At 36.8% G+C, this 22,569-nt stretch carries 17 protein-coding genes and 1 tRNA gene; 1 reads left to right on the top strand and 17 read right to left on the bottom strand.

Annotated elements, in window-relative coordinates; all coding sequences use genetic code 11:
• Nucleotides 1–5: 5 nt before the first annotated feature.
• Both GVN22_RS06875 and GVN22_RS06870 read right to left on the bottom strand, forming a co-directional pair.
• Complete coding sequence (locus GVN22_RS06875; protein WP_166550301.1) at nt 6–1,061, bottom strand: arginyl-tRNA--protein arginylyltransferase; 1,056 nt, start codon at nt 1,059–1,061, stop codon at nt 6–8.
• 130 nt (nt 1,062–1,191) lie between these two features.
• Complete coding sequence (locus tag GVN22_RS06870; protein WP_166550300.1) at nt 1,192–1,530, bottom strand: HopJ type III effector protein; 339 nt, start codon at nt 1,528–1,530, stop codon at nt 1,192–1,194.
• A 614-nt stretch (nt 1,531–2,144) separates the two neighbouring features.
• Here GVN22_RS06870 and GVN22_RS06865 point away from each other — a divergent pair.
• Nucleotides 2,145–4,724: a hypothetical protein gene (locus tag GVN22_RS06865; RefSeq protein WP_166550299.1), complete on the top strand. Its 2,580-nt coding sequence runs from the start codon at nt 2,145–2,147 to the stop codon at nt 4,722–4,724.
• A 92-nt stretch (nt 4,725–4,816) separates the two neighbouring features.
• Here the strand turns inward: GVN22_RS06865 and GVN22_RS06860 are convergent, their stop codons facing one another.
• The 15 genes from GVN22_RS06860 to GVN22_RS06790 all read right to left on the bottom strand — a co-directional run bounded on the left by GVN22_RS06860 (nt 4,817) and on the right by GVN22_RS06790 (nt 22,531).
• Nucleotides 4,817–5,518 carry a LytTR family DNA-binding domain-containing protein gene (locus GVN22_RS06860; RefSeq protein WP_166550298.1) on the bottom strand — a complete coding sequence of 234 codons (702 nt, stop codon included), beginning with the start codon at nt 5,516–5,518 and terminating at the stop codon, nt 4,817–4,819.
• Between the two features lie 363 nt (nt 5,519–5,881).
• Nucleotides 5,882–5,955, bottom strand: a tRNA-Asp gene (locus tag GVN22_RS06855).
• A 204-nt stretch (nt 5,956–6,159) separates the two neighbouring features.
• A complete protein-coding gene (locus GVN22_RS06850) occupies nt 6,160–7,866 on the bottom strand; it encodes a hypothetical protein (RefSeq protein WP_166550297.1) in 1,707 nt (568 codons plus the stop codon).
• A complete protein-coding gene (locus tag GVN22_RS06845) occupies nt 7,850–10,186 on the bottom strand; it encodes a hypothetical protein (protein ID WP_166550296.1) in 2,337 nt (778 codons plus the stop codon). The genes GVN22_RS06850 and GVN22_RS06845 overlap by 17 nt, the downstream gene beginning before the upstream one ends.
• A gap of 29 nt (nt 10,187–10,215) precedes the next feature.
• Nucleotides 10,216–10,962, bottom strand: a complete 747-nt coding sequence (locus GVN22_RS06840; RefSeq protein ID WP_166550295.1) for a hypothetical protein — start codon at nt 10,960–10,962, stop codon at nt 10,216–10,218.
• Nucleotides 10,935–12,113, bottom strand: a complete 1,179-nt coding sequence (locus GVN22_RS06835) for an AAA family ATPase (RefSeq protein ID WP_240915568.1) — start codon at nt 12,111–12,113, stop codon at nt 10,935–10,937. The genes GVN22_RS06840 and GVN22_RS06835 overlap by 28 nt, the downstream gene beginning before the upstream one ends.
• Entirely contained in the window at nt 12,082–12,696 is a 615-nt protein-coding gene (locus GVN22_RS06830; protein ID WP_166550294.1) for a hypothetical protein, read from the bottom strand. Before GVN22_RS06830 ends, GVN22_RS06835 begins: the two co-directional genes overlap by 32 nt.
• Before the next feature lie 396 nt (nt 12,697–13,092).
• The gene (locus tag GVN22_RS06825; RefSeq protein ID WP_166550293.1) at nt 13,093–13,695 is read right to left on the bottom strand and encodes a PolC-type DNA polymerase III; all 603 of its coding nucleotides are present in this window, start codon (nt 13,693–13,695) and stop codon (nt 13,093–13,095) included.
• 117 nt (nt 13,696–13,812) lie between these two features.
• Nucleotides 13,813–14,406: a hypothetical protein gene (locus GVN22_RS06820; RefSeq protein ID WP_166550292.1), complete on the bottom strand. Its 594-nt coding sequence runs from the start codon at nt 14,404–14,406 to the stop codon at nt 13,813–13,815.
• A gap of 156 nt (nt 14,407–14,562) precedes the next feature.
• Nucleotides 14,563–15,852 (bottom strand): McrC family protein, encoded by a 1,290-nt coding sequence (locus GVN22_RS06815; protein ID WP_166550291.1) that lies wholly within the window; start codon nt 15,850–15,852, stop codon nt 14,563–14,565.
• Nucleotides 15,853–15,880: 28 nt separating this feature from the next.
• Nucleotides 15,881–17,425 (bottom strand): McrB family protein, encoded by a 1,545-nt coding sequence (locus GVN22_RS06810; RefSeq protein ID WP_205690807.1) that lies wholly within the window; start codon nt 17,423–17,425, stop codon nt 15,881–15,883.
• A 394-nt stretch (nt 17,426–17,819) separates the two neighbouring features.
• On the bottom strand, nt 17,820–18,254 hold the full coding sequence (locus GVN22_RS06805; protein ID WP_166550289.1) for a hypothetical protein: 435 nt from the start codon (nt 18,252–18,254) through the stop codon (nt 17,820–17,822).
• Nucleotides 18,254–18,754: a helix-turn-helix domain-containing protein gene (locus tag GVN22_RS06800; RefSeq protein WP_166550288.1), complete on the bottom strand. Its 501-nt coding sequence runs from the start codon at nt 18,752–18,754 to the stop codon at nt 18,254–18,256. The genes GVN22_RS06805 and GVN22_RS06800 overlap by 1 nt, the downstream gene beginning before the upstream one ends.
• Nucleotides 18,751–19,299 (bottom strand): hypothetical protein, encoded by a 549-nt coding sequence (locus GVN22_RS06795; protein ID WP_166550287.1) that lies wholly within the window; start codon nt 19,297–19,299, stop codon nt 18,751–18,753. Before GVN22_RS06795 ends, GVN22_RS06800 begins: the two co-directional genes overlap by 4 nt.
• A gap of 103 nt (nt 19,300–19,402) precedes the next feature.
• Nucleotides 19,403–22,531 carry an HsdR family type I site-specific deoxyribonuclease gene (locus GVN22_RS06790; RefSeq protein WP_166550286.1) on the bottom strand — a complete coding sequence of 1,043 codons (3,129 nt, stop codon included), beginning with the start codon at nt 22,529–22,531 and terminating at the stop codon, nt 19,403–19,405.
• Between the last annotated feature and the right edge of the window lie 38 nt (nt 22,532–22,569).

Here is a 22,569-nt window from a genome sequence, read left to right as displayed (position 1 = left end):
TGATTTTAATCTTCGACTTTGACTAGCGCTGTAGTGACCACCTGTGCCATGGCTTCTGCCGAATCACAACTAACAAGATGACGGAAAGGATGTAGTAAATGTTCGCCATAAAAATCATCATGCTCGGCCTCGTAGGTCATACCATAGACACTATTACAAAGCCAAAGTTGATAATGCTTTTTGCGAATATCATAAAGTACAATTGGGTTGATTTGGTTGGGTTGTCTTTCAAAACACACCAGCATAATAGGATGATCTAGTAGGCCTAATCCATTGAGAGAAGGTACAAGGTTAGCATCAAAATATTCATAACGGTACACTTTACTCACTTGCCCTGCTTGCTCTATAAGAATTTGAAGCTCTTTTAAACGTTCCTGAATTTCGACCAAAGGGGTGTTATCAGCAGAAAAAGCCGACATAGGATACCATTGATTATCTCGAAAATCAAGAAATTCCATCGCAGTTTTGGCAAGGTCAAGCTTATAATCAAACAATCGATAGCCTGGCACAAAATAGCCTGGGTAAAAGAATGTTAGCCCACGCTTGATGCAAAAGTCCATTTTCAGAAACATCAAATATTTGCCAAGACTATGTTTTTTGTAATCAGGGTCGTAAAAACAAGAAATACCCGCACCGCTATCGTGTCCTAAGTCAAAAAAACCTGTAGCAATAAGTTTCTCTTTGTCATAAACATTTACCTCGTAAGCATTAAAGATATCTCTTTTGGTATTGTTAAAAAGTAGTTGTTCCAACGAATTCGAGGTTTCGAAGGTAATATGACTACGATATTTATCAAATAGCGTTTCTTGAATCGGTTTGATTTGAGCAGGCTGGATTTCTACTTCAAATTTGCTGTTAAGCTTTTGAAGTTTGCTTTTGGTAGTAGGAAACTCAGCTTCAAGAAGGTTGATTCTAAGCCAAAGTGCACTGTAGAATACGTGGTTGAACTTAAGAAAGTTTGTCGTAAAAACACTTTGCCCCATTCTAAACCACCCATCGGCCAAATAATGGTCAAGTTCATGGGCATCGATAAACAAAGGGTTTTCTATTTCTGCAAACATTTCTTATGGTAGTCGTTAATTCACAAATTTAAGGATTTTCGTTGAAAAGCTCATGAGGTATTTAGCTGTCGGATACCATCTTTGAGTAAATAGATTAAGTAATCAAAGTCGTTATCCGACAGTTCTACGCTTATTGCAAGGCTTGTCCTTCAAACTCGATACCATCCCAGCCAAACTCGATAAAATTGCGAATATTTTGGTGGTCTGTACCTTCTGGATTTTGTAATACATCGTTACGATAAAATGCGCCAAAACAAGCCAATGTTTCTTCTTGACTCAAACCATTGAGTTTAGCAAACGAAAAAACCTTGCATGAACCAGAGTTTTGACCTGCTTCATTAACGGTATTTCCATTGCGAAATTTTGTTGGTTGGAATTGGTACGAGGCATCGATTACCGCAATCACTTCCTGAAACTCGATAGCTTCAGGGCTAGTTTTTATTTTTTCAATGAGAGAATTAACAGACATATTTTAAACGTTTTTTACCGTGAAGATAGATGATGTAAGCCAATAATCAGGAAATTGTTTAAAATAAAAGACGCTTCAGATGCGCTATGCTCAGAAAATTATGCTAAAAAATGAAGCTCAATCAAGAAAAATACTCAATCTACTGATATAGATAAAAATCCTTATTTATGAAGATTGTTGAAGTGTAATGGTAATTACGTATAGCTACTAAAGTCTTAAATATAAGCTGATAACTACGGCACGAATATTGTTAGAGAAATACTATTCTTTATTATTATCAATGAAGAATTTCTAGTGTAATCTTCCTTTATCCTTACATCAAAATTTGAAACAGTTCAGTAAACTTAACCGCACATTAATTTTACTGAGCCTATTGCCGTTTACAGAAAGGACAAAAAACCTATCAAAAATAGCAGTAGCTTAAATAGATGTTCTAGTATCAAAACAAGAAAGCACGAATCGCACTAAGTAGATATTATTATTGGGTTATCCAATTAAATAGAGTCTCTCGCACAATAATCTGCGCATCTTAGCCGCATAAGCATCCTTGTTTGGTACTACCAAGTAAAAGGAAATTCACATCCATTTATTTTTTACCAAACACAATCTATACTATGTACATTTTGCCAAGAGTAGTATTATTCTGTGCTATTTTCAGCTGTATTGTTGAAATAGCGGCCGCCCAAGATGTTAGTATAAATATTTTGAATCAACCCGCTGCTGTAGCCAAAGGCTCTAGTGTTGGTCGAGTCACAATTGATATTTGTAACAACGATGGTGGTATCCGAACGGCTGTGGCCAATAAGCTAAGACCCCTTATTAGCTTTCCAAGCCTCCTAGTTGGGTCGACGGTGGTTCCTATCAGTATTACAGGTTGGACAGTCCTCTCCAACGATGGACAGACCATTCGTCTAGAAAACACCCTTCCTATTGCCCCAGGGACTTGTAGTCAAATCGAGGTTGGTTATACTGGTGTAAATGTCGGTGGTCCGCTCACCATCACAGGAACACTAGGATTTAATGGCCCGCAAACGACTGGCAATTTGACTGGTAATGACAATAGCACAACTTCAATCACGGTATATCTTGATACCGACAACGACGGAGTAGCAGATAGCATCGATTTGGATGATGATAATGATGGTATTTTGGATACCATAGAAAATGCACAGTCTAATGCTGATACAGACGGAGATGGTGTCCCAAACCGTATCGACTTGGATAGTGATAACGACGGTATCAATGACGTAATCGAGGGAGGTGGTATCGACACCGATTTTGATGGAATTGCAGATGGCATTATTGGTGGAACTGGAATACCTGCAAGCGCTGGCACTGGTTTGATATTGTCTGATACAGACCTAGACACTCGCAAAAATCCGTATGACTTAGATAGTGATAATGATGGAATCAATGACATCATCGAAAGCGGCAATGCAACATTGGTGGATGCCAATGGCGACGGAATCGTTGATGGAACTGATAGCGATCTTGACGGTATTATGAGTAGTGCCGATGGAAGCTCTAATTGGGGCGACGCTAACGACCCTGTTCCTCTCAATAGTGATGGTACAACAGGCGCAGATTACCTCGATTTAGATAGTGATAATGATGGTTTATCAGATTTACTCGAAAGTGGTATTAGTAATACTATTACTTTGGATCTAAATGGTGACGGAAAAATAGATAGTATCCTCGACCTTGATGCCGACGGAATTATTGTCTCAGTCGACGGATCTACCAGTTATGGGGATGCCAACAGCCCAACTCTCCCAGACCTCAGCAATTCAGGTACGCCAGATTACCGAGAATCAAATCCAGATATGGACGGTGATGGCGTTTCAAACACTCAAGAAATAACGGATGGAACAAACTATACAGATGGGTGTAGCTACAATGCTACCAACCAAATACTAGCCAATACCTCCACATTATGGCGGAATGCCGACTGTGATGGAGATGGCGTAACCAATTATAAGGAGCTTACAGGTACAGACAACAATGCCCTAACTACCCTAGATAATACCAATCCAAAAGATGGATGTAGCTATAATACTGGTGACCAAGTGTATGCCTCCACAACATTGGCGTGGAAAGCCTTGGATTGTGATGGCGATGGACTCACCAACAAAGAGGAAATAGACCCAAACAATGACGGTATCCCTGATTTGAATACTACCAATCCCCAAAACCCTGATACCGATGGCGATACTTTCAACGATAAAGTCGATGCTTGTCCATTGGTAGCTGGGATTGCACCAAATGGTTGTCCATTGGATACAGATAAAGATGGCTTGGCAGATGTAACAGATTTGGACGATGATAATGATGGTATTTTAGATACCGTAGAAAACGCCCAACTTAGTGCTGATACCGATGGAGATGGAACACCCAACAGGATAGATTTAGATAGTGATAATGATGGTATCAGAGATGTAGCCGAAACGCTGGGTATAGATTTGAATGAAGATGGGATGGTAGATGGACCTGTCAATCTGCAAGGCGTACCATTAGCGGCTGCAGCGGGTTTGGGGCTAACGCCACCCGATACTGACCTTGATGGTAAGCCGAACCCTTACGACGTAGATAGCGATAATAATGGCATTTCGGATCTTTTAGAGGCTGGGCTAAACCCCAATTGGGATTTGGATGATGATGGCAAAATAGATTGTACAGGAAACTGCGACACCGATGGCGATGGTGTGCCAAATGTATCTGATGGCTCGTCGAGTGACTGGAAAGATGCTCCAATTCCAGATTTAACCCCAACTACTGAAATCAATAGCTTAGATTTTTCGGGTTCCTCTAATGCAAAAGATATTGTTGTAAATGTTTTTGAAAAAAATAATGTTCAAAATGTATCAGGGAATATCACAGGATTTAGAATTACCAAAATCTCAGGGTTTGATATTACTTATTCTATCAACACAGGAACGTCCAATGTCATGGGAGGGGCTACTAACAGTAATGGAGATTGGTTATTTTCTGAAAATACCAATTTTATTACCGTAATGGCAAAACCAGGAGTTAGTATTCCTCAAAATAGTTTTAAAAAAATAGGATTTACTGTTACTCGAAAAGATGGTATTCCTGCCAATACTAGCCAAAATATCACTGTAACGATTCTTTATGGCTCGGGAGGGGAAGGCCGTGTGGATAATAATATTGTCGAAACTAGAATTACTGCAAATTAAGGGTTTTGTGCATTGCTAAAAATGGTTAGGAGTACTTCAATTTGAAGGTATTCCTAACCATTTTTAAGTATTAATGCTATTGGCATTAAAATTTATACAAATAGGGCTTTTACATTGAAAAGGAAGTTGATCGATTTTTGGTATGATTTTCCAATTGGAATATCTCGGTCATAAACAAAAAAGCTTCTCGAATCCACTGCTGTTATTTTATAGATATTGATCAGATAAGCATAGTGAACTCTTCTAAAAACACCGCTTGGGAGAATATTCATCAAGCCTTCGATAGACTCATTAACAATATGAACGTTGTTTTTGGTATGAACCTTTGAATAGCTACCAAACGCAGAGAAATACTCAATCTCATTAAAATTAAATTTAAGTATTTGAGTTTCAGATCGTATAAAAGCATAGCTATCTTCAATACGAGTATTTGATAAAATAGGAGTGTATTGAGCTCTATTCAAAGCTCTCCATACACGCGCCTCACAAGAAGGTTGGAGCAAAAAGTCGACGATATTTTCGTACTCATAAGCTGATGAAGCCAATTCTTTGATAGGGCTAACCACCACAATAGGAATACTGGACGGTAACTGGTAAATCAGAGACTGAATATCTTGATCGTTTGTTAAAGTAAGAAAAATCGCATCAAACAATTCTTGTTGTAGGTACAATTGAGCTGCAGCGATATTTGGCGCCAAAAATACCTTTCCTGAGGTATGTTTTTTGATTTTGTTTGCTAAATCAAGTGACGACTCTTTTAGCGGATTAATGAGGAGGTAAGCATTGTTATTCATAATTACACAACTATAATAGCATAGATGACGGTACAAATATGCCAATGTGAACAAAGATAAAATGGGTAAGCAATACCAACAAACGACAATAAATGTGTTATTGCGATTGTATTATCAAATGAATCAATGTTGTGTAATAGTTACGTCCTATGTGAAAGAAGAAATCAAAAGGACGCTTTATTGTATTGAAGGGTAGCGGTAAAAAATAGATTTTAATATTTTTCTAACATAAAATTATTGAAACCTAGCTAGAAAAAAAAGAACAATGAATTAAATATAAAATACGTAGAATAATAATGTCTATCGCTGAAAAAGAAAATAACAATATAATAAAAAAGCTCAGAAAAAATTTCTGAGCTTTTGCGGTCTGGACGGGACTCGAACCCGCGACCCCATGCGTGACAGGCATGTATTCTAACCAACTGAACTACCAAACCGTTTTGTTGATGCAAAATTAGTACTTATTTCTTACAATGCAAACTCACTTCAAGTACTTTCTGAAAAGTTTTTTGTAATGGTTGTCATAACTATCTCATTATCTGAATAAAATGAAAATGAAAAAATTTGAAATTTTTTATAAAAAAAATTAAAGTGGTGCTAAATAGGCCTAAAATGCACCTTTTTAGACAGAATTTATACTTTTAAAATCGGTAATTTAATCTGAATCTGATAGTATCTTTTATCAAAAGTGGGTCATTAGGTACAAAAAAAGAAAGGTAGGTGCTTATGCTTGAGTCATTTTTAAGTTGCGTTGAAATAATTTCATAGGCTAACTCTTTGATGTTGGGTTGAAGCTCCAAACGGTTTTTAAAGACATTTTTAAGTAAATCTAAAAAGGAATGATACTGTTTGTTGGTTAATGAAGCGGATACTTGCTGAAGTTTCTGCCAACATACAGTATCATCAGGTATATTACTGAAATATAAACCAAGACAATTAAACGCGTCTTGATTTTTTTCCCAACCTTCCCACAGAATGGCTTGAGCTCTATTGAACATGTGCATCTTATTTTTGTAAACCAAAGATGCTTTTACCAATTGACCTGCGATATGGTAATTCTCTGCCACTTTTTGATAATACAATATCGCTTCATCATGCTTCTCGAGTTTAGTATATAAATCTCCTACTTTTTCATATTGCTCTGTTTTTATGTAGTATTCTATCGCTTTATATATAAGGTTAGCTTTTTCGTAGCAAATAGCGGCTTGATGATAGTTTTTGAGGTATTTAATATAGATAGAAGCTGCTTCTTGATATTTTTCGCCCTTCTCCAATGTTTGAGCCGCTAAATAATATTCTTTCAATAATTTCAGGTAAACAAAGGCTGCTTCTGTGTACTTTTCTTCACGGATGAGCTGTTCTGCTGTTTCACGATATTGTCTTCGTAATCGTTCGATACTACTGTCGTTTATATTTAAACTTCCTCCACCATGCGCATGTGTGTTATTGCCAAATAATGAAAGTGAATCACGATATTTCGAAAATCCTAATGAGCCATTATTCTCAGAACCTCTATGGGTGCCATCGTCGATAGGAATGGCATATTTGAGCGCTTCCAAGGGATTTTGGGCTAATAAATCAAACAGTTTATCAAGATATTTTTGTTTACGATTTTCTAATGAGTTAAAGTGGTCTAGCATTTTCGACAACAAAGAATCCTCTTTGGTTTTGCGCAAAAGCTGTTTTGCGTTATCGTTAGCTGAGGTAGCCTTAAAACTTAGCAACATATTCGACGCAATAGAGATAATGATTTTGTAGAACAGTAATAATGCTTTTTCAAAAATGTTCAGAGGTTTGTCTAACAGCGATTTTTCTGGTGTTGGTTGTGTTTCTAATCGTGAAATAATTTCGTCTGGACTTTCTGAGGGGTTTAGCAATAATGTTTTAATTCTACTAGGTAAAGTCAGGCTATTGGCAGGAGTTATTGGTTCAGTCTCCCACAAATCAGGAGTTTGTACTATTTCTATCCAATTGATAGGTACTGAAAGTTCGATAAATCCTAAGTAAGGATGTATCAAAACAGACATACGAGAAAATAAAAAGCAGGCATCCTCTTCTGTGAGTGAAGGGAATACTGTTGACTTTTCTGGGATATATACTTTGTTAAATGCCCGATAGATAATTTGATGCTGACGAATATCTATTGGAAAATGCTGTTCGGGAATAATCACCAAACATCCCCAAAGACTATTGGGTATAGCATCAGGAATGGGAAAACAGGTGATGTTTTCAAGACTTAATCCTAAGGCTTGGAGCTCAAAAAGCCAAGATTTAATAGCACTTCCAGCAATTAACAAACCTGCCTTGGGATACAGATTTTGTTGGTGAGGCTTAAGTCGTAGTTCCATGGTTAATGATATCTTGAATAAATGTATCTATATATTTTTTCCTAAAATCCTTTACCTCTAGTTTCTTGAGTGGCAGGTTGGGTAAAAAGGAAGTATTGCCACAACAATCCTCTTTGGTACTCATGGCAATAGGTTCTTCCATCACTGTAGGAAAGTAAATAATCTGATTCTGAGCTGTATTTTCCAGAATACATAATCCAAATGTATTGGTGTGGATTCTAGCGCCATTCGGAAACTCAAAAATGCCATTCTTTATCGCTTGGGCAGTTAGATGCATGGTTGTCGATAGGCTTGATTGGATAGTAACTCTATTATTATCATCAAAATACAAGCTATGTCTGTTTAATAAAATTTTATTTTCCTTACTAATACCTACCTCAGTAATGTTTTTAAGAAAGTTAACACTGGACTTTGTCTCTGATTTTTTAGCTTGAATATTTACTTTTTTGGTTGTCTCAAAATCATTTGTTTCTACTGTAGATGTCTCGATTTTTATAGCGCCAGTTTGAGGTGATTCTCCGTTCTCTAACACATAAGTGTACTTCATGTTTTTCTGTATCATGTAGAAATGATTTCCATCAAAAAAGAGGTTTTTCCATTTAAAACTGGCAAGTCCTGTTGAGCCCCAATATCCTGTATTGATATTGTAAATACTTAATTTCTTATGTGAATGCTGTGCAAGTACAAAAGCCAGCAGTATCACCTCATTTGACATATTGATTCCTAGGGCATAGGATTCTGCCATTTCCTTACGATCAAGTAAAACTTCCCAACCTTTGTTTTCGTCTAGCGCTTTACAAAGGGCATTGGCAACAATAAAATAGGTATTGCCATCTTTTGCCTTGAAGGTGAAACGTGCCAATTGAGGCTGAGGAGGTATCAATATTGGATAGGCATTGCTGTTTCGCTCTCTCTTTTGAGGTGTGGTCTGCTTACTAATGGGTGGTGTTTTTTCCCAAAGTGATTTCAAGGGTAACAAGAGCTCTTGTACTGGCTTAAGACCTTTGTTTTGCTGATAATGAATCTCTATTTTCCCTTCAGCAGTTACATAAATCCAGTAGTTAATCATCGGTGCAACCAACGACAATTCTTTTTGCATAGCTGGATATGCGGTCGATGCTTTGTTCGAAATATAGAAGATTTCTTGTTGAGACTTCTTGAATGATTGAGTATCGAAAAACTTTTTTATACCATTGCCAGCATGAAGCGAATAATCGAGGAGGTCAAGTCCTTGGATAATAGACTCGATATTCTCGGCTGAAATGGCGGTGTAATCATTGCCAATGACAAAAGATTCTGCCGACATTTTGGCTTTTGGATGCTTGAGCAATGACAGCCAAATAGAGAAAGCAAGTGTTTTGGGTGTTCCCCAATTTTTAATCGAAATATCTATTAAAAATACTCGCTTTTTAGGGTTGTTTTGTGGAGGAAGTTCACGTTGTAAATAAAGCGCTTCGTTATGCGCTAGTCTCGATAAAAGCACTATATCCTCATGGGCAAGTTCTGATAAAAGTAAACGTTCAAGGTTGCCTTTATTGCTCAAATCGGTAACCCCACCCAAGGGTTGTTGACTAGGAATATCTCCTTGAAAAGGTATATGTAACCCTGCCCATAAGCTTTTGATTAGTGCGGCGCTATGAAAAGTTTTAGGATTCGATAATAGCTCTTCATGCCAATCTACTGTATGGTTATCATTTGACTGTTCGATTTCTTGCTCAAAATCCTCAAGGTTAATCTCTTGGATATTGCTTAGTTTGGCTATAATACTTTCAGCATTAGGATATTTTTTTAGTAGAAGTGCAATGGGGCGAACATCTTTTTCAAAGATGCTACTGCTTAAAGGTTGTTTTTCTGGAAAATGGTTTTGGCTTTTACAAAAGTACCCCAAGCTATTAAATATGCTAATAGATTTCTTGATTGCATAATTGTTGTGGCTACCTTCCAAGAGTTGCTGAAGAACCAATATCCGTTGACTACCTCTTTTTAGATTTGCGGGTAGTTTGGAGACAAGACGTAAGAACTTAATAGCATCACCGACAATATTGTTACCGTGCAGTCCATTGTCAAGTTTTAAAAACTGATAATAGAGCTTGTCAATGTTTTGCTGACCATTTGCGCTTGTTGCGATGAATAACAACAATAGTGTACCCAAGCGAGGAATGCCTGTTTTTGATAGTACTCTGAGGGTTTCAATGAGTTGTTCTTCATAGATAATCGTATCACCATGAGGCATAGAAATACAAAGTTGCCCGATAGTGGAGTCAACATCCCATTCCCAAAAATAGTCTTGATATTGCAAATAATACTCTAGGTTATTCATATCATTCAATAGGCAATGTGGTTCAATAGTTAGTGTGATGCAAGGGTTTTCTCATAGCTTAGTCTAAAAGAACTTCTCGAAAGTTGCTTGAACTGATAGGCTGAAACTGTAAGTATTTGACCATTGGAGTTAAATACCAGATAGTCTAGTGGATTGCTACCGAGTTTTTGTTCTAGTGTAGGTAACAAAATGGGGAACTCTGGTTGTAGACCATCAGGGAAAAAACATCTTCCTTTTTGCCAAAAACTAAGCCCTTGTATTGGTAATAGGGGAGTCCCTAATACAAAAGCGTGTTGACTTCCCAGTATAACCCACTTTAAAACCGATAGTCGTAAAGCTGGAGCGGTTTCTACATAGTCTTTCAGTACCGATAAATCCACTAGCATAGCTACAGACTCCCGTAGCTGTGTTGCTTGAACCAAATCAAATCTTACTTTTTCGGATAAATAAAAAAAGTTGAAATTAAAACTAGGTAACTCTATACCAACAGCTTTTTTGAGAGGTATCCACGCTAAATCTGGGATGCTTCTTTCAGGTAATAAGCTTCCTACTTTAAAGAGCTTTTCTTCCTTTTGGACAAAAAGTTGCTTGTGTAGCAAACTCATCACTTCCACAGATTGAGTTTGTATTAATGTCAATCCTCTTAGCCAAATATTATCGCCTTCATAAGCAATACTCAGATTTTCCCAGTGACGAATGTTACCCCAAAAACGCTCGTCTTTCATTGAAGTGCATAGGTAAAAAGCCCCTAACTCTGTGCCAAGATTTTTTGCCATAATGCATCTATGTTTTGTTGGATATATCGACGTTTTTCCTCTGATTGCAACCAGTTATTACGATTTTGTAAAAAACGTAATTGATCTTTAATGAGATTTTTCTCTTCCCAATTCTCTGCTGATTGTTTCCAGCGCTCTGTTAATGAAATAATTTCTTGCATAAGTACCTCCGCATCAGGTAAGGCATTTTGAAAAGCTTGAGGGTGGCTATCAGGAATAGGTTCTTTTCCTATGACTCCCTCAATCATGGCTTGCAGCGTTTCAATTTGCTCTTCGGTATCCCAGATATTGCGCATCACCCAAAGGTCGGAAGTAATAACCTCTTGTCTACCAGCCAGTAGGGCAGATGCTGCAATCAAATTTTGGATTTTAACTGCTCGCCTATCTGATACACTAAATCCTGTATTGCGTAAACTATGAATTAAATCGACGTATTGGGCACGAATAGGGCTCAAATCTATGTTTTTACTCATGGCTTGTAAGTCCTGGATCGCATTTGGGGTAATACTAGGAATATCTTGAATAGGATTTTTCTGTTGTTTCCAACCTTGAATCAATACCTGTTCTAATTGGTCGGGAGCTACATAGTTGCAGTTGACCCTGATCAAAAATCTATCTAGCAATGCATTGAGCGTTTCTTCTTGTGGCAGTTGGTTACTAGCACCTACAAACATCAACGCAGGAAGCAATCGAGTTTCTCGACCTCTTCTAAAGATGCGCTCATTCAAGGCCATGAGGAGGCTGTTAAGAATAGCACTATTAGCGTTGAAGATTTCATCCAGAAACACCAACGATGCTTCAGGCATCATGCCTTCTGTGTTGGTGAGGAGTTCGCCTTCCTTAAGCTTTCTAATATCAAATGGACCAAAAATTTCACTAGGTTCAGTAAAACGTGTGAGGAGGTATTCAAAATTATTTCCGTCGACAATACATTGTGATAGGGCGCGAACAATAGCACTTTTGGCCGTGCCTGGAGGACCAAGTAAAAAGGCATTTTCACGAGCTACAAGGCAAATTCCTAGTAAATCTATAATTTCATCTTTTCCTACAAAGGTGTTTTTGAGGTATTCTAAAACTTGGTTTAATTGGGCAATAGCATTCATGTGTAAATGAAGTTGTTTAGCGGGTAAAGTATTGGTAATGAATTCCATAGTTAGCTCTCAAGAGAGGGTTCAATATAGGGTTTTCTATAAGGTCTAGTCTTGAATTTTCGACAACTCTATCAAGGTATAATTGTCGAAGACAAGGATCTTGAAGTTCCGTTTCGAAAGAAAGATTTTCACTATTGAGTGGAAAAGCTATTCCCGAATAATGCCATTTTTCCAGCAATTGGGTTAATAGTTCTATCAAAGGATCTTCTGGCGTTAAAGACTGGAGTATTTCGATTACACTCGGAAGAAAACGAAGCATTAAGTCTGCTGAAAGTATCGTACTTGGTGTTTTAGGACTAGAGAAGTCGTTTAATAAAACCTGTATATCCTCAAGGTTTTGTTTTCTGAATAAGACTAATTGACAAGAAATATAGAGTATTTGTGCACCCCACAAGGCAGCTTTTTCATCAAAAGGAGGATAACCACGTGGATAACCTATACATTCCTCATGGTATGTTTTTCTAAGATATATAATAGCTTGTTGCTTTTCGGCATCCGAAATTTCAGGGAGATTATTATAAAGAATGGCGCTTTCTTCTTCCCGAATGGTCTGAAGCAAATCCACAAAATAGGTTGAGTTCATGGTCAGGTGTTCAGTTATAGAAAAGCAATATACAAAAATCTAAGAAGTTTTGACTAAGGAAGATAAAAGATTCAAAGTCAGGAGATAATACTGGAGCGAGTAAGTATTAATGCAAAATAAAGTTGCATTAATATGCTTTATGCAGTAAGCATTAGGCAAAAAAGATTCTATTACTTCATGAGAAATACTATTTAACTTTTTGCCTACCGCATAAAGCCTAGAGTTTAATGCGGGTAAACCGTAATAGGTATTAAGCCATATTCCGTAAGTTTAAAGTATAAAAGAGTTTTAAAAAAAGCATGAATAGATTTTTGCCTAATGCTTACAGCTTACCGCTTAAAGCGTATTAATGCAATTTTATTTTGCATTAATACACTTTAAACAATGATATTGCCTTTAAGAATTAGTGGGTAGTTTTGCCTGTTTTGCCAACTCAAAATACTTTTTAAAACACTGATAAGTAATATCGGCATCCTCTAAGGCATTGTGTGTAGTGTCTTTGCGGTATATGCCAAAGTAATCGGCTACAGATTTGAGACTATACGACTTGGGTGTTGCCATTTTGTTGTTTTCAAATACCTGAAACATCAATACCGAAATACTCATCAAGTCAACTAATTTGAAAGAAAATGGCCAATCAATATTGAGGTCGTCGTAGGTAGCTTTGAGAAAATTAATATCGTTGATGACGCTTTGTCCACAAATTACTACATCATGCAGACGCTCATGGCTATCGCGGCGAAGTGTCTTACGAATCCAAGTCTCAAAATCCTCCAAGGCATCGTACGAGGAAGGGGCATCTTCTAAATCTTCTAATGAAATTCCGTGGACTTTTTCGGAATAACTCGAAAATGTTTCTTCGTTATCTGGATATACGAGCGTCTCAAATTTGGAAAGTACCTTCCAATCATTATCTGCTAAAAGAGCGCCAATCTGAATGATATCATGATAGCCAGCCTCTTGGCCTGACATTTCTAAATCGAGTATCAAATAAGGCATACGATTTAATATTAGGTTTGTAAATGATTCAAAAAAAATATTTTACCAATAAGGCAAACTACAAATTTAAGAGAACCATCTAAAGACCAAGCAAAAGACGCCAAAAAGTATATCAAATCAGCGCAAAGTGTGGGTTTGAGGGTCAAAAAAGAAGTTAGATTCTTGAAAATTATATTTCTGATAGTTTTTCAAAAAAGCCCTACTAACAAAAGTATGATGCAACGCCTTGAGCGGAATCACATACAATTCGTCAGGTTCATAAGGTGAATATCCAACGCCAATGACCACAAAAACAGGCATTCGAAAACGTTGGGCATAATGCCTATAATTTTCGAGCTGGTAAGGCTTACACCATTCTATGCCATCGCGATAATAGTCGCTACGGTATTTGCATTCAACCGCAAAAGTCTGGGCAATATCACGAAAGTTAAATTCTAGCGTAAGGTCGGGATAGGTGGTAGTTTCGGCATATTGCCCATTCACAAACTTATCGCCACGCCACTCTTTTACCTTGAAGAGATTTCTTGAAAATTTTTGGACCACATATTTTTCAAAAGCCTCACCCTTTTCATGTTCGGGCGAGTAGTCGCCAGAGGAGGAGTAATCAGTGTCGTAATCGTTGTAATGCTGTGTAGTTTGTGGAGAATTTTCATTTTTTAAAAACACAAAAACAATCGCCCCAATAATCAAAAATAAAATTCCTACAGTCATAAATAAGGTGGTGGTATTGGAAATGAAAGGAATATTAGTCTTATTTAGTGCTCTAATTTGAAAACCCAATAAGACTAATATCTGATTTGTATGGCAAAATTAAAATGTATTTTGATATGTTTAGGGGTTTTGTGAAAAGATTAAAATATACTGACTTTAGTCTATACTCAAAATATTGGCTAGTTGAGCATTAATTTGAGCATCATCCACACAAATATCCACATCCACGGCTTTGATTTGAATTTTTTGAGGGGGACATGCTAATGTATCTTCAATGGTAAAGGTATCGATTGAGCTATCCTGATTCCATGCTTTGGGGTAGAGCAAGACTATGTATTCGATATTGCTACGAATCGAATACGCGACCATTTGGTACAAATCATTTTGAGACACACCTCTCTTTGCATCTTGTTTTTGTCTTATTTTGTACTTGGTGTCTACAATGACGTTGGGCGAGTATAACACTAGGTCTTGTTTTGTTGCAAATACAGGTAGCATGCGTTCATTTTGGGCTAGAAATCCCATTTTCTGAGTAACTGGGTTCCTAGATTGAAAATTCTTTTTAATAAATCCACTCAAAAAATCCTCATAAATTACCTCCATTGGAAGCAAAAGGGACATTGTGTGTTGATGCTGTGAATGATGAATGGCGCTAGATTCCAAAAACATTTTAGCCATCGATAATACTAGCTTTAAGTCTTGATAGAGGGGATTTAGCACCACTTTGTCACAATCCAGCGCTTGATATTCAGCCTCCGAAACACCATCTAGGATAAATACTAACTCTTGTAATGTCGTCTGATTAGTGATATTTTGAGTGAAAGAAAGCAACAATCTTGCTACATATTTGACAATACGATTAAACAAATTGTCATAGAGAAAAGGCTCATGTCTGCTCTGAAAATATTGGTGTCTACCAGTTGAAAGGTTTTGCTGAATATATTCTGTCATGGCTAGGCTTCCACGAAGAAAACTTGTTTCCTCAACTACCTCTTGATAGGCATGGTAGGGGTGAGTGCTCAAAACCTCAGAGGTATATTGAGCAAACAAATAGATATAAGCTTCCAACCAATCATCAAATGGCTGTTGTTCTAACGAAATTTCTGAAAAAGGAAATTGTAGGTGATTACTATACGATAACCAATATAAAACCTTCGGAATTATCTCCTCTTTGTGAGGTTGCTGAGCAACAATTTTAGGGTAAATATTGATTCGAAGATCTTGATATTGGATAAAGCCTATATAGTTTTTAGCACGCAATTGATTACCATCAAAATGAAAAATCCTTTCATACTCTTTTGCGCCGCTGGTATCATCTTCTACATTTTCAAAGGATTGGTATTTTAGGCGATTTTTCCAAACCTCACTCAAATAGTTCTTCAACCCCCTGACGTGTGTATCAGGAATGGTAAAGGTATTGCCAAACTCAAATGTATCTATTTTCATAAAAGTAGCCTTAAATTGTACTGCGAATTTATGAACCTACAATCATGATTTGGAACATGTTTTCTTCAATTTGGAAAGATAAACCAGATCTTCTAAAGGCCTCCTCAAGCAATTGCTTAACATCGTTTTGTGTTGTACGAGCATTATAAAAATACTCTGTAAGCAATGGAATAACCTTTTGATTCATAACTTTAACAAAATCAAAATCACGACCTTGATGAGGCATAAAGTAGGCATGTCCAATACAAAAATCAATACCTTTTTTGTCTTTAATAATTTGATTTAATGTATTGAAAAACACTTGATAGTCATCCTTAACCATTGAAACATCTGGGTACAAAGGAATAAACTCAAAGCGTCGACGGAGGGCAATATCCAGTAAGGCAATAGATTTATCGGCAGTATTCATCGTACCGATTATATACAGATTTTTGGGTACAGTAAATTTAGTAAAGCCGTCAGGAAGCAAAACCTCTGTTTCAAAATCATTCCCCCAACGTTTATCTTCTTCCAATAACGTAATAAGCTCTCCAAAAACCCTTGAAATATTGGCACGGTTGATTTCGTCGATGATTAAGACGTAGTTTTTGAGCGGTTGAGCAGGAATACTCCTTGTCAATCCTGAGGCAATTTCTCGTAGTTTATCAACTATCTGGTTATAATATGTGGCAAGTCCTGAAGTAAACTCTCTTTGATTAGAATAAATTTCTTCAAGAGTCTGAATACTTAATGTGTGTTCAGAAGTTCCGCTTTGTTTTTTAAACTCTATATTTTTGGCGTTAACTTTAGTAATAGAGAAACTACCGCCACGCTTTAAACCTACCTCAACAGGTCTATCATTTTGAATAAGGTCTACAATAAACGTATCAAAAACCTCTTGAAAGCTAGGTATTTCTTGATAATTTGCCTGAGTAGCTTGTTGTAGGTTCTTCAAAGCCCTTTGGCATACCTCAAAGAAAATCCCTTTATGTTCTCTAAAGCCAAGGGTATCGTCATTGAGAGCTGGCTTAATACCTGCTATAAAATCCTCATAACTATAATTTTGATGAAAGGTAATAAACTCCACCTGACGGTCGTGATTTTTGGCTAATTCTTGTTTGTACCAAGCTCTAGCCGCTGTGTAGTCAATGTCCTGATTCAATGGCAGCTGATGGACAATTTTATAAGCCAAAGCCACCGTCTGATATGTTTTACCAGTCCCAGGAGGTCCGTAGAGGATTTGGTTGAGCGGGTAGGAATTGGGCATTGCCATGTCGATAGATTTGTTTGGTAAAATAGAAATAGAATGTCTTTGATTTTCTATAACACCGATGTATTTCTTAAAAAGTTCTTCGTTAACTTCAAATGTATTATTGAGTTGATATTTACTCACAAACGAATTTATTACAGGTTTTATCTTTTCTATATAAAATACTATACTATCCTTCCAATTTGAATTTGTTGGGAGGGTAAAATATCTATATTTTTGAATTTGCTCTTCTCTGCTGTTACTTAATAGTTGAGTTTTTTCTAATTCAGCAATTAATTCATAATACATTTTTAAATTTTCATCATTTTCTTCACTTCTAAACATTACTAACAATTGACATTTAGAAATTTTTTCTTTATTGTGAATAAAACGTAGACATAAATTTTTAGTGCGTAAATCATTAGTCGATGAAAGTCCAATTAGTATTTCTGTTTCTCCTCCAGTCAACCAATATCTATTTTTTAGTTTATCACTTTGCTCAATTCGGGGAATAAACCTAAAATCATTATTTTTTTTGTGGCAGTCTAATAGAAAAGAATAGATGTCTTCGTGTAGTTGTTGTAATTTGGTCATGCTAAAATATGAGCATTAGGAGTGTTACGTTGGTTTGACTTTATTGATAAGTGTATATAAAAGTTAAGTTATCATGTATAGAAAAAGGCAATTTTCTATACATGATAACGTAGATGTGTATAAAAAAGGCTGTTTCCTATACATATCATTCAAATGTCACATCATTTGGCACTAATGCCGTTACGTCAATAGTTGGTAAAATGAATTGGTTAAAAATAGTATTTTCAGTTTTAGTATATAGCACGCCCCTTAAAGTGCCAACTACCAACATCCCTAAATGAATGCCAAAATTCTGAGGTAACACAATTTTGTGGGCTTCTTCAAGCATTGACCAGTCGTCTGGATTGACCTGAAACTGACATGATACTGCTATGATAATAAAAGGGTAATTGTTGCCTACATGATGAAATCGAGCCGTTTTTTTTACATAAATTCGCTTATTATCTTTGTCTATTCCAAATGATAATTCATGTTGAATTTGAGCAGGTTTTGATACCTGATAAGCTTCTGGTAATAAAGCAAACTGTTCTGTACTAATTTGAATAATACTAAAACCTATGTTCTTTTCTGTCTGTTTCATTATGATGCCATTGCGTATTGAAGCTTTCCGACTGCTTTGGTTTCTGATTGTGTATTGCCTTCAACGGTGAAAGCAGCCTGATTGATAAATCCTCCGTTGTTACTTGGAATAATTAATTGACTGTGTGATAAAGTAGTCGAAAAAGCATTATTATAAGTGAGTGTTGGAGATTCTTGATTGTTTACGTCAAAGTTAACCAATTCATATCCGATGGCTTTTGATATGCGAATGATGGTTTCTATGGTTAAATTTTCAGTTCCTCGTACATATTTATTGATTTGTTGAGGACTTACATTCATTAATTCAGCCAACTCTTTTTGAGTGCTTGGAAACTTTCCTTCTCTCCTGTTTGCTCTTAATTTGCTCAGAATTGAAATTGCTATCTGTGCAGAATAATCAAGCCATTTTTTATTATTCTCGTAAAAATCAACGTCATCTTGCCAAGAAGTATCTTCTTTGGCAACCTTGTTGAGGTTTTCAATAAGTTTTTGATTTTTCATGGTATGTCTGACATAAATTCAAAGTAACCGAAATCCGATTCATCTGTAAGCCCTTCATCTATCAAGTATGATTTTGCAATTGTTAGTTTTTGAAGCTCAATTTTGAGATGTTCTGCTTCATGCATCTTAAACGTAAGTTTGATAGCACCACCTGTAATTACATAGGTGTTTGTACTGATGCGAATAGCATAAATTCTAAGCCAACCTTCTTTTGATTTTTCCTTGGATAATGCTTTTTCTTGATACTGGTTGTTGTCTAATGGTTGAAATAGTGTTTGTAATGGTTGGTTGGATGCCAATAAGTTTTTAAATTTTTGTCTTAGTTTAATTGCCATAAACCGAGTTTGTTCTATGGCTTCCTCTATCGTTATATCTCCCCAATAGCCACTCTCTAAATCTTTAATATTATCATCAAAAAATGAATCTAAAAATGCTAAATCTTCTATCCATAATGTAAACAATCGCCTGAACTCATGCACCTGATTATCATAAGCTAAGGAGTATAGAACATTTTTTTTTATGACAAAAATATCTGAAATTCTCATGAAATCAACCTATAAGTTTATTTATTTGTAAATATAATGATTGATAGTGAATTTTAGTTCAATAATTTCAAGGTTTTCAACAAGCTTTTTATCCTGTCTATTTTCAAACATTTTCTGTTTCAAAACCACCGTTTAGGATAAAGCTTTGAAGTAAATTATGGACTTTGATATTTACTTTAAATGGCGGTAGTGTTTGTCCTTCTAATTTTTCAAAATATGCTTTTGCCTTTGTTTTATCAACAGTGCTTTTTAGGTCATCGAAGCGACCGTATTCGTTGATATTTAATGAGTTTAGATTTAAAATCATCATGTTTTTAAGCTTGGATTCATCCAAACCTAGTACTTGCGAAAGCTGATAAATTTCTGCATTTTTTGCCTTTGACTGATACTCTGTAATGTATTCTCGAAAGGTCTTATTGCTTTCTAAGATAACATTACCACTTTGAACATCATGGATAAAAATATTGGCAAACTTCTGTTCTTCTTGGGTAAGGGAGGCAAAAGACTTGTGTAGTTCGTCGAGTGTCTGCTGTAAATGTTCGCTGTCATCTGCCTGTAATGTTTTAAGGTATTTATCAAACCTTGAGTTCATGTAATTGGCATCTATTATGCCTGTGTCTATTTGAGTAAGATAGCCCTCAATCTCAAAAGGTAGTTCATCTAGTCCACCTCCATTTCCTCCACTTAATAGCTCTTTGTAACGCAATGCCAGAATCAAATAAGTATTTTCATCGAAGTTCATGACGATGATATGTTTTGACTTTCCTTTACCAAAACTATATTCTGATTTACTCCACTTAAATCCTTGGATTTTGGCGGCTTCTAAATGGTCATTTAATAATTTGAAAAGCTTGGCAAATCGTCCACGTTCTGCTCTGTCTTCTGGGAGCTTTTCAAAGTTTTCAATACCAGCCAACATAAATAAATGGCTGATTTCATCAAAAGTAGCATTGAGCCTTTCTAAATTGTGTGGCAATTGCTCCACAAACAAACCCATTGGTCGGTTGCCCGAATAGATTCTTATAGCTTCTTCGATGTTATATTCCATCGTGTGCGGATAGCGATAATAACGAATAGTACCAAAAGGTTTATCTGGTCCAAAGAGTCGATTGGTTCGAGAAAAGGCTTGAATGATATTTTCGTACTTCAATACTTTGTCTAAGTATAAGGTATTTATCCACTTTGAATCAAAACCTGTGAGCATTTGGTCAACTACTATCAATAAGTCGATTTGTTTTTCGGGTGTGCGTTCTATACGTAAATAGGGCTTTTTGTGGGCAAGTCTTGCCGCAATGTCTTTCTTAAACTTGGCATGATTGGCTAATGCAAAATCTTGTTGATAACGTTGATTGTAATCTTGAATGATTTCTACTAAGCCTTCTTCCTTGTACTGTGCTCCTCCGTTGTTGTCGATAGTTGGGTCAAACAAGACTGTCACTTTCAACGTAGGTTTGTGCTGTTTCAGCAGTCGGTAATATTCAAGGGCTTCGTTGATACTACTGGTGGCAAAAATGGCGTGAAATTTATTACCTTGGCTGAGTGTTAGCCAGTTATCTACTATATCTTCTACTACTTTTTCTTGGTGTTCTATTCGCTCGTATTGTGATTTAGGCACATAATCCTCTATGCCTTCTACCCAAATACCATTATCGCCCAAATGTCCTGCCATTCTTAGCCTCATATACTCATTGAATATTTCGGTTTTGCTAGGATTGGCAAATACTTCCGCTTCACTTGCTGCTCTGGCTTTTTCTAAAGCTACAGCTCTTTTTAAATCTCTATCTCGGTAAGTAAGTACTTTGTAAGGATCAAATCCCAATACGTTTTTATCTCGGATGCCATCGGCGATGCTGTAACGATGTAGCTCGTCGCCAAAAACGGTCGAAGTGGTATTTCGCTTTTTTTGATTTTCTTGTTGGATTGGCGTACCCGTAAATCCAAAAAATAAGGCGTTCGGAAAGGTGTTTTTGATCAGAATAAGCATATCGCCAAAGGTAGAACGATGTGCTTCGTCGATGATAAATACAAGCCGTTTGGCATTGATAAGGGCTATATCGTGGCTGTTGAGTAATCCTTCGCTTTCGCTTTTGATATTACTCATTTTCTGAATCGAGCTAACAATCAGGGTATCAGCAGGATTGTTGCTTTTTAGCTTCGTAATCAGCACGGCGGTGTTTTCGGTGGCTTGTATTTCTTCGTTTTCATCGGCAAATCCACGGTACTCCAACAGCGACTGTGTACCAAGCTCAATTCTGTCCATCAAAAAGAGTACTTTATCGGCATCTTTTGAGTTGGCTATGAGTTGTGCCGACTTGAAACTGGTCATGGTTTTACCCGATCCTGTGGTATGCCATACATAACCGCCCAAGATATTTTTTGCTTTCCAGTTGGTTTTGGCAACTTTATCGCTGATGGCATTGGCTGCAAAATACTGGTAGCTCCGCATCACTTTTAGTACGCCATCGGTGGCATCGGCTACTGTATAAAAACCAATGAGTTGATGAGCCATCGGGATAGAAAGCAAGGTAGAAGCTATAACTTTCCAATGGTTGATGGGTTCGTTGTTGAAATCTGCCCAATGGAAATAGTAATCTTTGTTGAATTTGCCATCTACGCCAGGATTGGCAAAATACACCGTTTCTTCGGGTGTCATGGCTACAAAAATCTGAATCAGCGAAAATAAGCCCGAAAAAATGCCTTCGGTCGAGTATTTTTCGATTTGGTTGTATGCCTGACTGAGGGGTACGCCACTTTTTTTGAGTTCGAGGTGTATCAAGGGCATTCCGTTGATGAGCAACAATATATCGCCTCGGCGGTCTTGTAGAATTTTGGATTTGCTTTTGAATTTTGGCTGTGCCACGATTTGATAACGGCTTTGCCCTGCGGCTATCTCTCGACGGTCGTATATTTTTAAACTTACTTCTTTCCCAAAATGTAGCGTATCTGCTGGATTGTCACGGGTAATCACCACGGTTTTTCCATTGATAAAGGCATTGAGCTTTAGGGACGTTTTAAGAGCGTTTATTTGGGCTAGAATCTGCTGCATTTCGCCTTCAGTAAGAGGCGAGTCATTGAGGCGGTCTTGGTCTCGATTGTTTTCAAACAGAATCTTAGCCCAGTTTTGAAGGAGGTCTTCTTCCGTAGGGTATTTAATGATTTCTTTTTCCCAGCCTTTGTGTGTTAATAGGGTAATAAGGCTATCTTCAAAGTGTGCCTCCGACGAAAATATCATGGTGTTTAGATGCTTTTATGTGTTCTAGTTTATTCCTA

The organism is Cellulophaga sp. BC115SP (genome assembly GCF_009905545.1).
GTDB classification, from domain to species: Bacteria; Bacteroidota; Bacteroidia; order Cytophagales; family Spirosomataceae; genus Flectobacillus; species Flectobacillus rivi.
Note: the sequence above shows the minus strand (reverse complement) of the source record. Positions and strands in the feature narration are given on the sequence as shown.